A 13,005-nucleotide genomic window follows, 5' to 3' on the forward strand; every position below is an offset into this window, starting at 1 on the left:
TTTCCGGCGAGCGCGATGTGCGGCCGCATTTGGTGCGACTCGCGTTGTCGCCCGATGGCCAAATCCTTCCCGACGTGCGCGCCAAGGCTCCGGGCCGCGGCGCGTGGATCGGTGTCACGCGAGTCGAGCTCGAAGCCGCGATCAAGAAGGGCAAGCTCAAGGGCGCGCTCGCACGCGCGTTCAAGACCGGCGAGTTCACCATCGATCCCGAGCTTCCCGCCAAGATCGAAGCCGCGCTGGAGCGTAACGCGCTCGACCGGCTCGGGCTCGAATCGCGCTCGGGGACGGTGCTGATCGGCTCCGACCGGATCGAGCAGAACGCGCGCCAGGGCAAGCTGAAGGCGCTGTATCACGCGTCCGACGCCGCCGAGGACGGCAACCGCAAGCTCGATCAGGCGTGGCGCATCGGCAACGATGAAGAAGGCTCGGGTTTGCGGGGGTTGGCACTCCCTGTGTCACGCACCATATTGGCGTTGGCGCTGGGGCGGGAAAATGTGGTACACATTGGCCTGACCGACCGCGCTGCAGCAAAGCGGGTGAGCGAAGCGCTCGACCGTTGGCTGCATTTTATCGGCCCCGAACCTTCTTCCGTGTCTTGCGAAACGGCCTCGCAGGGCGCATCGGCGTCACCACAAAATGGGGCGCCACCGATACAACAGGCGTCCGGATCGACCGGAACACGCCCGGCCGTGGACATGACTGAGGAATTTGAGTGAGCGACACGGACAACGAGAAGCCGAAACTTGGCATGCGCGCACCTTTGGGTGTGAAGCGCACGGTCGAGACCGGCCAGGTGAAGCAGAGCTTCAGCCACGGCCGATCGAATACGGTGATCGTGGAAACCAAGCGCGCGCGCGTCCTGCGCCGTCCGGGCGAGCCCGACGTGCAGGTCGCGGATGCCGCACCGGTTGCCGCGCCCGCCCCGGCGGCTGCGCCCGCAGCCCCGGCACCGCAGGCGCGCGCACCGCAGCCTGCGCCTGCCCCCGTGCGTCAGCAGCAGAGCAATCTGTCGCCGCAGGAGCGCCAGGCCAAGCTGCTCCGCGAGGCCGAAGAGCAGCGCATGAACACGCTGGAAGAAGGGCGTCGTCGCCAGGAAGCCGAGCGCGCCAAGGCGATCGAAGACGAGCGTAATCGCGTCGCCGATCGTGCGCGTGCCGAGGCTGAGGCCAAGGCGCCGAAGCCCGTCGAAGCCCCTGCGCCCGCACCGGCCCGTGGGGTCGAAGCGGCTCCCGCTCCGGTCGCGGCTCCCACGCCAGCGCCTGCGCCGACTCCGGTCGAAGCCCCCGTTGCTGCAACTCCTGCGCCGGCTCCGGTTGCCGCGGCACCTGCGCCTGCACCGAAGCCGGCTCCGGTAGTGGCTGCTCCGGCGCCGGCTCCCAAGCCTGCGCCGGCACCCGTTACTCCGCCGGCACCGCCACCCGTCATCGAACTGACTCGCGATCCGGCGTTCCCGGCACCACGCCGGTTCTCGCCGGTGGCGCGTCCCGAGCGTCCCCCGCCGCCGCCAAAGCCTGTCGCAGCACCCGCTGCCGCAGCGCCGACCACGGCTGCGAATGCCGGCACGACCGCGGCGCGTCCCGGCGCGACCGGTGTCAATGCTCCGGCCGGTGGCGTCCGTCGCGACGCAGTGCCAGCACGTCCGCAGCAGCGTGACCGCAAGGGTGACGATCGTCGCACCTCGGGCAAGCTCACCGTCAACCGCGCGCTCGGCGATGGTGATGGTGCACGCGCCCGTTCGCTCGCCGCACTGAAGCGTGCCCGCGAGAAGGAGCGTCGTGGCACCGGTGGTCCGCGCGAGGCGCAGGCCAAGCAGATCCGCGACGTCGTCGTCCCCGAGGCGATCACGGTGCAGGAACTCGCCAACCGCATGGCCGAGAAGGGCGCCGACCTCGTCAAGGCGCTGTTCAAGATGGGCATGCCCGTCACGATGACGCAGACGATCGACCAGGATACCGCCGAGTTGCTCGTCACCGAGTTCGGCCACAACCTGACGCGTGTCAGCGATGTCGACCAGGATCTGGCCAACGACACGATCGACGATGCCGAGGAGACGCTGAAGCCACGTGCCCCGGTCGTCACGATCATGGGCCACGTCGATCACGGCAAGACGTCGCTGCTCGATGCCCTGCGCGGCACCGACGTGGTGCGCGGCGAAGCGGGTGGCATCACCCAGCATATCGGCGCGTATCAGGTTACGCTGAAGGACAAGTCGAAGATCACCTTCCTCGACACGCCAGGCCATGAGGCGTTCACGCAGATGCGTGCGCGTGGCGCGGACGTCACCGACATCGTCATCCTGGTGGTGGCGGCGGACGACGGCCTCATGCCGCAGACGGTGGAGGCGATCGCCCACACCAAGGCGGCGGGCGTGCCGATGATCGTCGCGATCAACAAGATCGACAAGGAAGGCGCCAATGCCCAGAAGGTGCGCGAGCGCCTACTGAGCGAGGAGATCGTGGTCGAGGACATGGGCGGCGACGTCCAGGACGTCGAAGTCTCCGCGACCAAGAAGATCGGTCTCGACGCGTTGATCGAGAAGATCCAGCTCCAGGCCGAACTGCTCGAACTGCGCGCCAATCCGGATCGCGCGGCCGAGGGTACGGTGATCGAGGCCAAGCTCGACAAGGGCCGTGGTCCGGTCGCAACCATCCTCGTCAACCGCGGTACGCTGCGGGTCGGCGACATCTTCGTGGTCGGTGGCGAGAGCGGCAAGGTCCGTGCGCTGGTCGACGACAAGGGCAAGCAGATCAAGGAAGCGGGTCCGGCGATGCCGGTCGAGGTGCTCGGTCTGTCGGGTGTTCCGCAGGCGGGCGATCCGTTCCAGGTCGTCGAGAACGAGGCACGGGCCCGCGAAGTCGCGGAATATCGTCGCAGCGTGAAGACCGACAAGCGGACCGCATCGGTTCCTGCCAGCCTCGAGAGCATGTTCTCGGCGCTGAAGGAAAAGCAGGCGATCGAATATCCGCTGGTCGTGAAGGCGGATACGCAGGGCACGGTCGAGGCGATCGTCGGGGCGATCAACAAGATCTCCACCGACCTGATCAAGGCGCGCGTGCTGAGCTCGGGCGTCGGCGGCATCACCGAGTCGGACGTCACGTTGGCGGCCGCATCGGGCGCACCGATCATCGGCTTCAACGTTCGTCCGAACGCGAAGGCACGCGAGATCGCTGAGCGCCAGAAGGTCGCGTTCAAATATTACGACGTGATCTACGACCTGATCGACGAGATCCGGGCCGGGATGGCAGGCGAGCTTGGGCCGGAAGCGTTCGAGACGGTCGTCGGTCGTGCCGATATCCGCGAGGTCTTCTCGGCGGGCAAGCACGGCAAGGCGGCGGGTCTGCTCGTCACCGAGGGCAACATCCGCAAGGCGCTCAAGGCACGTATCACGCGCAACGACGTCATCATCTACCAGGGCGAAATCGCATCGCTGCGTCGCTTCAAGGATGATGTCGCCGAGGTCCGTGCGGGGCTTGAGTGCGGCGTGACGTTCACGTCGAACTTCGTCGACATCAAGGCCGGCGACGTCCTCGAGACGTTCGAAGTCGAGATGCGCGAACGTACTTTGTAACTACTAAAGCCCTCTCCCCTGCGGGGAGAGGGTTGGGTGAGGGGCTGTCCCAGGCGCTGGCGTATGCGGCGCCCCTCACCCGCCCTCTCCCCGAGGGGGAGAGGGAGCTTAAGATGAAGACCGATACCCCAGAAGCAAAAGCCGTCCGCTCGCTACGAGTCGGCGAGCAGGCGCGCCATGCGCTGTCCGACATCCTCGCACGCGGCGACGTCCACGATCCGGTGCTTGAAAAGCACCTCGTGACGATCACCGAAGTCCGCATGTCGCCGGACCTCCGTCACGCTACCGTCTTCGTGAAGCCGTTGCTCGGCAAGGACGAGGAAAAGGTGCTGAAGGCGCTCCGCACCAACACCGCCTACCTCCAGCGCGAAGTCGCGAACCGGGTGCAGATGCGGTATGCCGCCAAGCTGAAATTCCTCGCAGACGAGAGCTTCGACGAGGGTACGCACATTGACCAGTTGTTGCGGGATCCGCATGTTGCGCGGGATCTAGCTGAAGATTGATTTTGAGGGGCTGCGAGTACCTCGCTTGCAGTCAGTAAGGGCTTTGCGGCGATTGGAATGAAGCGCCTCCTACGTCCTATCCCGTTCCGAACCTTCTGCGCTCCTCGTGCCCTTCCCCCTCCCCCCGTTCGTGGTGAGTAGAGACCGAGTAGGCTCGAAGAGCCGTATCGAGGGCTCGTATCGAAGCACAGGTCCCCCGCTCCAACCCATCCTTCGATACGCCGCTTCGACAAGCTCAGCAGCTACTCAGGACGAACGGATGGTGGTTGGGCAGCGGGTGGTGAGAGGTGGTCTTGCGGCAGCGGCATTGGGAATTCCAAGCCATAGTGCACCGCTCCTCTGGACATCCTCCCGCGTTCCCGCTCTTTGCCCCCCATGGCCAAGCTGTATTTCTACTACGCCTCGATGAACGCGGGGAAGTCGACGAACCTGTTGCAGGCGGACTTCAACTATCGTGAGCGGGGGATGCGGACGATGCTGTTTACCGCCGCGATCGACGACCGGTTCGCGGCGGGGACGATCACGTCGCGGATCGGGCTGGAGGCGCCGGCGATCGCGTTCGATGCGGGGACGGATATCGGGGCCTGCGTGGTTCGGCAGCATGGCGAGGACGCGATTTCGTGCGTGCTGGTGGACGAGGCGCAGTTTCTGACGTCTGCGCAGGTGGATCAGCTCGCGCATATCTGTGATGTGGTCGGGATACCGGTGCTGGCTTACGGATTGCGAACCGATTTCCAGGGGGGCGCTGTTTCCGGGGTCGGCGCGGTTGCTGGCGCTGGCGGACTCGCTGGTGGAGATCAAGTCGGTTTGCGGGTGTGGGCGGAAAGCTACGATGAACCTGCGGGTCGACGGGAACGGGCGGGCGATCGCCGAGGGGCAGCAGACCGAGATCGGCGGGAACGATCGCTATGTCGCGCTGTGTCGGCGGCATTTCTGCGAGGCTTTGGGGTAGCCCCCTTACCCACCCTCGTCATCCTGACAAAAGTCAGGATCCAGAGTTACGAACCGCAGCGGACATGGCTCTGGATCCTGACTTTCGTCAGGATGACGGAGTAGATGGGTGGCCCCTCCCGCCTCAATTGAATTCTAGGACTTATTCGCATGCATGGCTGGATCATTCTCGACAAGCCGCTGGGGCTTGGCTCGACGCAGGGCGTTTCGGCGGTGAAGCGTGCCTTGCGGAGCGGCGGGTATGGGAAGTTCAAGGTGGGGCATGGGGGGGACGCTCGATCCCCTCGCTACCGGGGTTTTGCCGATTGCCGTCGGGGAGGCGACCAAGCTGGCCGGGCGGATGCTCGATAGCGACAAGATCTATGATTTCACGGTGATGTTCGGGGTTCAGACGGATACGCTGGATGCTGAAGGCGTGGGCATCGCTACGTCCCATGTTCGGCCGACTCTGGCGGCGGTCGAGGCTGTGCTCGCGCAGTTTACTGGGCCGATTTCACAGGTGCCGCCGGCGTATTCCGCGCTGAAGGTGGATGGCGAGCGGGCTTATGATCTGGCTCGGGCTGGGCATGAGGTGGTGCTCGCGAGCCGGGATGTGACGATTCATTCGCTATCCTCCCCGGTACGGGGAGGGGGGACCAGCGCAGCTGGTGGAGGGGGCTTCCGCGAGCGTTCCGCTGTTGGCGAGTCCCCCTCCACCCCCGTCCAAGTGGACGGCGGCCCCCCTCCCCGTGCCGGGGAGGAATTGCGGGATGCGCCCCTACCCCATACTCCCCTTGAGGAAGTCACTCTCACCGCGCATGTGTCGAAGGGCACCTACATCCGCTCCCTCGCGCGCGACATCGCGATCGCCCTCGGCACCGTCGGCCACGTCACCATGTTGCGCCGCACCAAGGCCGGTCCGTTCGACCTCACATCCGCGATATCGCTGGACAAACTGGACGAACTCGCTAGAGGCAACGCGCTTGAAGATGTACTTCTGCCCTTGAGGGTGGCGCTGGACGACATCCCGGCTCTCTCCCCTCACCCCCGACCAGGCAGGGGCGCTCCGACAGGGGCGTATCTTGGCCGGGATCGCCGCAGACGATGGCCAATACTTCGCCGAACTGGACGCTGTCCCGGTCGCGCTGGTCGAGGTCGAGGACGGAGACGTCCGGGTCGTTCGCGGTTTCAATCTGTGATGTCGAGGACATGAATTCATGACGATTACCGCTGAACGCAAGACCGAGCTCGTCAAGGAGCATTCGCGCGCCGAGGGTGACACCGGTTCGCCGGAAGTCCAGGTCGCGATCCTGACCGAGCGCATCAAGAACCTGACCGAGCATTTCAAGGGCCACAAGAAGGACAACCACTCGCGTCGTGGTCTTCTCATGATGGTCAACAAGCGCCGGACGCTGCTGGATTATCTCCGTCACAAGGACGGCCAGCGCTATCTGGATCTGATCGCGAAGCTCGGTCTCCGCAAGTAACTTAGACGGCTCCCCTCGGGGGGCCGTTTTCGTATATAGGGTTTTGATTCCGCGCATTTCGCGCGGAGGCAAACGCCAGGACACAATTCGGTGCACTGGCAAGGAGCGACAACTCGCTCCACACCGCCGCGGGCCGGCTAAGCCCGCACACCAGGCTTCCATGAAAGTACTACTTTCATGGAGACCTCAACGGCCCCGTTCGCATCTGGCGACCGGAGTGAAGGAAAAAAGAATGTTCGATACCAAGACCGTAAGCGCCCAGTGGGGCGGCAAGACGCTGACGCTCGAGACCGGCCGCGTTGCGCGCCAGGCCAATGGCGCAGTGCTCGCCACCCTCGGCGAGACCGTCGTTCTGTGCGCCGTGACGGCTGCACGGACCGTCAAGGAAGGGCAGGATTTCTTCCCGCTCACCGTCCATTACCAGGAGAAGTTCTCCGCAAGCGGCCGCATTCCCGGCGGCTTCTTCAAGCGTGAGCGTGGCGCGACCGAAAAGGAGACGCTGACCAGCCGTCTCATCGATCGCCCGATCCGTCCCCCTCTTCCCAGAGGGTTTCTACAACGAGATCAACGTGATCTGTCAGGTTCTGTCGTATGACGGCGAGAACGAGCCGGACGTCCTCGCGATGGTCGCGGCCTCCGCAGCCCTGACGATCTCGGGCGTACCGTTTATGGGCCCGATCGGCGCGGCACGCGTCGGCTATGTCGATGGCGCGTACATCCTCAACCCGACTCTCGAGGAAGCCAAGGCTGGCGATCTCGACCTCGTCGTCGCCGCCACCGGCCAGGCCGTGATGATGGTCGAATCGGAAGCCAAGGAGCTCTCGGAAGAGATCATGCTCGGCGCCGTGCAGTTCGCCCACAAGGCCTGCCGCGAAGCCGCGAACCTGATCATCGATCTGGCCGAGATGGCTGCCAAGGATCCTTGGGAAATGGCCGAGCAGGCCGACCTCTCGACCGCCAAGGACAAGCTGAAGAAGCTGATCGGCAAGGACATCGCGGCCGCCTACAAGGTGACCGACAAGTCCAAGCGTTCGGACCTGCTGAACGCCGCTCGTGCGAAGGGCAAGACGGCATTCGCCGATGCCTCGCCGCAGGACCAGATGGCAGCCGGCAAGCTGATGAAGAAGCTGGAGGCGGAGATCGTCCGCGGCGCCATCCTCAAGGACGGCACCCGCATCGATGGCCGCACCACCACGCAGATCCGTCCGATCGAGGCGATGGTCCACTTCCTCCCGCGCACGCATGGCTCGGCCCTGTTCACGCGCGGCGAGACGCAGTCGATCTGCACCACCACGCTCGGCACGCGCGATGCGGAGCAGATGATCGATGGCCTCAACGGCCTGTCGTACGAAAACTTCATGCTGCACTACAACTTCCCTCCCTATTCGGTTGGTGAAGTCGGTCGCTTCGGTGCGCCGGGTCGTCGCGAGGTCGGTCACGGCAAGCTCGCATGGCGCGCGCTGCACCCGGTGCTGCCGACCAAGGAAGAGTTCCCGTACACGATCCGCGTCCTGTCGGACATCACCGAGAGCAACGGCTCGTCGTCGATGGCGACCGTCTGCGGGGGTTCGCTGAGCATGATGGACGCAGGCGTTCCGCTGAAGCGTCCAGTGTCGGGCATCGCGATGGGCCTGATCCTCGAGGGCAAGAACTTCGCGGTTCTCAGCGACATCCTCGGCGACGAGGATCACCTCGGCGACATGGACTTCAAGGTCGCGGGCACGTCCGAGGGCATCACCACGATGCAGATGGACATCAAGATCGCCGGCATCACCGAAGAGATCATGGGCAAGGCACTGGCGCAGGCCAAGGAAGGCCGCGCGCACATCCTGGGCGAGATGGCCAAGGCACTCGACCACACCCGTGAGGAACTCAGCGCCCACGCACCGCGCATCGAGAGCTTCCAGATCGACAAGTCGAAGATCCGTGAAGTCATCGGCACCGGCGGCAAGGTGATCCGCGAGATCGTCGCGCAGACCGGCGCCAAGGTCGACATCGACGACGAGGGCGTGATCAAGGTGTCGTCGTCCGACCCCGCGCAGATCGAAGCCGCGATCAAGTGGATCAAGGGCCTCGTCGAGGAAGCCGAAGTCGGCAAGGTCTATGACGGCAAGGTCGTCAACCTGGTCGATTTCGGGGCGTTCGTGAACTTCATGGGTGGCAAGGACGGTCTCGTCCACGTGTCCGAAATCAAGAACGAGCGCGTCGAGAAGGTGTCGGACGCCCTGACCGAAGGCCAGGAGGTCAAGGTCAAGGTTCTCGAGATCGATCCGCGCGGCAAGGTTCGCCTGTCGATGCGCGTCGTCGACCAGACGACCGGCGAAGAGCTGGAGGACACGCGTCCTGCACGCGAGCCCCGCGAAGGCGGTGATCGTGGTCCGCGCGGTCCGCGTCGTGACGGCGATGGTGGTCGTGATGCTGGCGGCAATGGCGGCGGCGGCGGCGGTGGCCGTGGTCCCCGCGGCGAAGGCGGCGGCGGTCGTGATGGGGGTGACCGCGGCTCGCGTGGCCCGCGTCGTGACGGCGATGGCGGCCGTGACGCAGGCGGCAACGGCGGTGGCCGTGGTCCGCGTCGTGATGGCGGCGGAAACGGCGGCGGCGAGCGCGCTGCACGCACCGACGGCGACAAGGCGCCGGAGTTCGCGCCGGCGTTCCTGACCGGCGATCGCGACTAAGCCTTTGCGGCCTAGCGGCGAAGGAGGAAGGGGCTCGGGAAACCGGGCCCCTTTCTCATGTCAGGCTCGCTTTGCCCCGTTATGCCTTGAGAACATGACTTATATTGGAACGGAGCGGCATGCCGGATGTTCGAACCGGTATGAATGCCATTGCGAAGTCCGTTATTCTCGTCGTCGATGACGATGCCCTCGTCCGGGTCCATTCCAACCTCGCGCTGGAGGATGCCGGCTATGAAGTCGTCGAAGCCAGCAACGCGGCCGACGCCTTGGCGAAGCTCGAAGAGCGGCCCGATATCGCCGCGCTGTTCACCGATGTCCGCATGCCCGGAGACCTGAACGGCATCGACCTTGCCAATGCCGTGCATGCGCAACGTCCCGATATTGCGATCCTGGTCACGTCGGGCGCCGACAACGGCACCACTGACGCGTTGCCCAAGGCCGCGCGTTTCGTGCAGAAGCCCTATACCGGCGCACAACTCAGCAAGCTTCTGCAACTCTGAGCAGTTTACGGACTGGAAGAGTATTCAGGATCTTACATCTACTAGTCTAGGCAGTCCTCATTCGTCATAAGTATTGCCCGTTATCAGTATTAGGGCCATCGTCCGTCGCTTGAGCATCGACTCGCGGGGGGCGGTCCAATGGCATCGTTAAATAGTGTACGGCCTGCGCAACGGACTGTCGTCGCGAGCGAGCGTCGCTTCTTCCTCGGCATGGCGATAGCGATCGCCGTCACGGTGATCTTCGGGTTCACGCTGAATGCCGCGCGGATGAACTGGACGTTTCTCGAACTGCCCTTGCAAGTTCATCTGCATGCCGCCGCCTTCCTGGCGTGGATCATTCTCTACGTCGTGCAGAACTGGCTGGTCGTTCGGGGGATCGATCACTTGGCATCGACAACTCGGCGTACTCGGCGCTGTTATTGCAGCGTCGATGGTCGTGCTGGGCATCGTCACCACCGTTGCAGCGATCCAGCAGCACCGCGTCCCGCCGTTCTTTCCGCCTGGGATATTCCTCGTGCTAGATGTGCTGGGTGTGATCGGCTTCGGTATCCTCACCGCCTGGGCGATCGCGCTGCGGAAACAGGCCGCGTGGCACAAGCGACTGATGTTGTGTGGCACGATCCTGGTCATGTCGCCGGCGCTCGGGCGGATCCTGCCGATGCCGCTGCTCGGCCCGTTCGCGCCGCTCGCGGTGTTCGCGTCGATGGCGGTGTTCGTCATCATGGCAATGATCTTCGACCTGCGCCTACGCGGGAAGATACATCCGGGCTATTACTGGGGTGGCGGCGTGCTGGTCGTGACTAACGTGCTGGTTGGTCCGCTCGGATTGAGCCCGCCGGTGCTGCGGCTGGTCGAGCGCCTTGCTGCCTGATCGGAGCTGCGTGATGAGACCAAGTGTCGGGTTAGTGGGGAGCTTCTGTTGCTCGGTGCCCCCCGTACCGCCGGTGTCCACTTCTGTTGCCCGGTGTGGCCCGAACCGCGCTTTCGTCCGTATAACCTAGGTCGTTAGACCGTCAGTTATGCGGCAATTGCGAGTGCTTCGTTATCGTTGGCACTTGTGTATGGGCCGTTGCGGTGGTCCCATTCCGAGCGAAACATAGCGTCGTTGAACACACGTCGATCCTAGTTCGACCCCGTCATCGTCCCCCTCTTTCGAAGAGGGCGGTGGTGGAGTCGCCGGGTACTGCCCCCGGGTCCGCTGTGTCTATGACACGCCACGGTTTATCGCCATAGCCGCCAAAAGAAGATTCCCCCCGACGGCATCAGCGATATAGGGGGGGCCGCATCGATCTGAAAAGCCCGGCCGAATGAAAAGACTGGCGCGATGGCAGCACCCTCCCGGATAAATCTCCGATGGGTCAGCACACAGCGTGCCAAACCGCCTTCCGCTCGCCACAAAGCGCGTGCATAGCAACCTGCATTATGTTGACGCAGCGCTCCCGCTACGCGCTCCGCGCGATGATCTTCCTTGGCGGCGCCCCCGTCGGTGGCCCTCCCATCCCGATGACCCGCATCGCCGCCGAGGCGAACGTGCCCCGCAAATTCCTCGAGCTGATCCTCGCCGACCTGCGCGAGTCCGGCCTGTTGCACAGCCATCGCGGCAAGATGGGCGGGTACCGCCTGTCGCGGCCGAGCCATCTGATCTCGCTCGGCGAGATCATCCGGATCATCGAGGGGCCGCTCGCCCTGGTACCGTGCGTAAGCCGGACTGCGTACCGCCCATGCCTCGATTGCAAGAGCGAGGCAGACTGCGCGATCCGCTTTGCGATGATGCGCGTGCGGGACGAGACCGCGCGGATTCTGGACGGGACTAGCTTGGCGGATGCGAACGCCGAGGAACTGGTAGCGGCGTAACCCTATCCTTCTTCCCTCGGGGGAGAAGGTGGCGCGGCAGCGTCGGATGAGGGGGAGTTGGGATGTAACGTCCCGAGCCTCAAGCCCCTCACCCTTCCGTCGCCTACGGCTCCTCCCTCCCTCTCCGCACAGGGGGAGAGGGACAGCAGGTCGCGTAACCCTATCCTTCTCCCCCCGGGGAGAAGGTGGCGCGGTAGCGTCGGATGAGGGGGAGTTGGGATGTGACGCTCCGAGCCTCAGGCCCCTCACCCTTCCGTCGCCTACGGCTCCTCCCTCCCTCTCCCCGACGGGGAGAGGGACAAAGCGATCACCCCCGCGCCTTCAGCTCGTCGCGGATCTCGCGAAGCAGCGCGATCTCGACCGGCTCCGGCGCAGGTGCGACGACAACCGCCTCTTCCTCGCGCTTCAACCTTGCCGTCTCGCGCTCGATCAGCGCCGCGGTCCGGTTCACCACACGCAGGATCATGAAGATGATCCCCGCGACGATCACGAAATTGACCAACTGCGTCGCGAACGCGCCATAGCCGAGCAGCGGCACGCCGGCCTTCTTCAACGCCGCGTAATCGCTGAGCGAACCTGCGTAGTTCGCCGGCACCGGCCCCATCCGCCAGAAATAGCTGGAGAAATCGAGCCCGCCGAAGATCTTGCCGATCACCGGCATCAGCACGTCGTCGGTCAGCGACGTGACGATCTTGCCGAATGCCGCGCCGATGATCACCGCGATGGCGAGATCGAGCACGTTGCCGCGCATGATGAACGCCTTGAATTCCTTGAGCATCTACGCCCCCCTCTGTTGCCCCACCGACGCTAACCATCGATTTCGGTTTCGCCAACCCTGCGGACTGTCCTATGAGGGTGACACAGGTATTTAGGAGAGCCCCGATGTCACGTGCCCCAATCGCCCGCGGTACCGCCGCGATCCTTCTCGCATCGGCGCTGGCCGGGTGCGGGATCAACAGCATTCCGACAGCCGAAGAGACCGCGAAGGCGCGCTGGGCGGACGTCCAGAACAATTATCAGCGCCGCGCGGACCTGATCCCCAACCTCGTCGCGACCGTGAAGGCGGCGGGCGCGCAGGAAAAGGACATCCTCGTCCAGGTGACGCAGGCACGCTCCGCCGCGAACTCGGTGCAGGTTTCGGCCGCCGATCTCTCCGATCCGGCGAAGATGGAGCAGTATCAGCGCGTCCAGGGTGCCGTCGGGCTGTCGCTGCAGCGCTTGCAGGAGGCGTATCCCGAGCTGAAGAGCCAGGGCAACTACACCACGCTGATGAGCCAGCTGGAGGGCACCGAGAACCGCATCACGATCGCCCGGCGCGACTACAACGGCGCGGTGCAGGCGTATAATACCAAGATCCGCACCTTCCCCGACGCGGTCGGCGCGAAGATCTTCTACGGCGCCAAGCCGATGGTGCCGTTTGCGGCGACCACGCCCGGCGCCGAGACCGCACCGACGGTGAACTTCGGCAACGCGAGCTGATCGGGGCAT

10 protein-coding genes, 1 other RNA gene and 3 pseudogenes are annotated in these 13,005 nt (G+C 64.6%); 11 read left to right on the forward strand and 3 right to left on the reverse strand.

Annotated features, from left to right (window positions below):
- Nucleotides 1-17 precede the first annotated feature (17 nt).
- From NHF48_RS11460 to NHF48_RS11495, 8 genes and pseudogenes are all read left to right on the forward strand, one after another.
- Nucleotides 18-716 carry a DUF448 domain-containing protein gene (locus NHF48_RS11460; protein ID WP_446741148.1) on the forward strand — a complete coding sequence of 233 codons (699 nt, stop codon included), beginning with the start codon at nt 18-20 and terminating at the stop codon, nt 714-716.
- The gene (gene infB / locus NHF48_RS11465) at nt 713-3,568 is read left to right on the forward strand and encodes a translation initiation factor IF-2 (RefSeq protein WP_253071190.1); all 2,856 of its coding nucleotides are present in this window, start codon (nt 713-715) and stop codon (nt 3,566-3,568) included. The genes NHF48_RS11460 and infB overlap by 4 nt, the downstream gene beginning before the upstream one ends.
- A 113-nt stretch (nt 3,569-3,681) precedes the next feature.
- The gene (rbfA, locus tag NHF48_RS11470) at nt 3,682-4,071 is read left to right on the forward strand and encodes a 30S ribosome-binding factor RbfA (RefSeq protein ID WP_107954753.1); all 390 of its coding nucleotides are present in this window, start codon (nt 3,682-3,684) and stop codon (nt 4,069-4,071) included.
- 375 nt (nt 4,072-4,446) lie between these two features.
- Nucleotides 4,447-5,023 (forward strand): annotated as a pseudogene (locus tag NHF48_RS11475) (thymidine kinase).
- Nucleotides 5,024-5,172: 149 nt separating this feature from the next.
- A pseudogene (truB, locus tag NHF48_RS11480) lies at nt 5,173-6,200 on the forward strand (tRNA pseudouridine(55) synthase TruB).
- 18 nt (nt 6,201-6,218) lie between these two features.
- On the forward strand, nt 6,219-6,488 hold the full coding sequence (gene rpsO, locus NHF48_RS11485; RefSeq protein ID WP_055881152.1) for a 30S ribosomal protein S15: 270 nt from the start codon (nt 6,219-6,221) through the stop codon (nt 6,486-6,488).
- 232 nt (nt 6,489-6,720) lie between these two features.
- Nucleotides 6,721-9,163, forward strand: a pseudogene (gene pnp, locus NHF48_RS11490) (polyribonucleotide nucleotidyltransferase).
- A 104-nt stretch (nt 9,164-9,267) separates the two neighbouring features.
- Complete coding sequence (locus tag NHF48_RS11495) at nt 9,268-9,663, forward strand: response regulator (protein WP_253071191.1); 396 nt, start codon at nt 9,268-9,270, stop codon at nt 9,661-9,663.
- A gap of 147 nt (nt 9,664-9,810) precedes the next feature.
- Here NHF48_RS11495 and NHF48_RS11500 read toward each other — a convergent pair whose 3' ends face one another.
- Nucleotides 9,811-10,047: a hypothetical protein gene (locus NHF48_RS11500; protein WP_253071192.1), complete on the reverse strand. Its 237-nt coding sequence runs from the start codon at nt 10,045-10,047 to the stop codon at nt 9,811-9,813.
- 46 nt (nt 10,048-10,093) lie between these two features.
- On the opposite strand from NHF48_RS11500, the gene NHF48_RS11505 reads away from it, so the two are divergent.
- A complete protein-coding gene (locus NHF48_RS11505; protein WP_253071193.1) occupies nt 10,094-10,534 on the forward strand; it encodes a hypothetical protein in 441 nt (146 codons plus the stop codon).
- Between the two features lie 72 nt (nt 10,535-10,606).
- Here NHF48_RS11505 and ssrA read toward each other — a convergent pair.
- Nucleotides 10,607-10,963, reverse strand: a transfer-messenger RNA (tmRNA) gene (gene ssrA / locus NHF48_RS11510).
- A gap of 122 nt (nt 10,964-11,085) precedes the next feature.
- Here ssrA and NHF48_RS11515 point away from each other — a divergent pair.
- Nucleotides 11,086-11,517 carry an RrF2 family transcriptional regulator gene (locus tag NHF48_RS11515; RefSeq protein ID WP_056065892.1) on the forward strand — a complete coding sequence of 144 codons (432 nt, stop codon included), beginning with the start codon at nt 11,086-11,088 and terminating at the stop codon, nt 11,515-11,517.
- 307 nt (nt 11,518-11,824) lie between these two features.
- Here NHF48_RS11515 and mscL read toward each other — a convergent pair whose 3' ends face one another.
- Nucleotides 11,825-12,295, reverse strand: a complete 471-nt coding sequence (gene mscL / locus NHF48_RS11520; protein ID WP_056065888.1) for a large conductance mechanosensitive channel protein MscL — start codon at nt 12,293-12,295, stop codon at nt 11,825-11,827.
- Between the two features lie 104 nt (nt 12,296-12,399).
- On the opposite strand from mscL, the gene NHF48_RS11525 reads away from it, so the two are divergent.
- Nucleotides 12,400-12,996: a LemA family protein gene (locus tag NHF48_RS11525; RefSeq protein WP_093398783.1), complete on the forward strand. Its 597-nt coding sequence runs from the start codon at nt 12,400-12,402 to the stop codon at nt 12,994-12,996.
- Nucleotides 12,997-13,005 lie beyond the last annotated feature (9 nt).

Origin of the sequence: Sphingomonas sp. H160509, assembly GCF_024124765.2 — a bacterium.
Lineage (GTDB): Bacteria > Pseudomonadota > Alphaproteobacteria > Sphingomonadales > Sphingomonadaceae > Sphingomonas.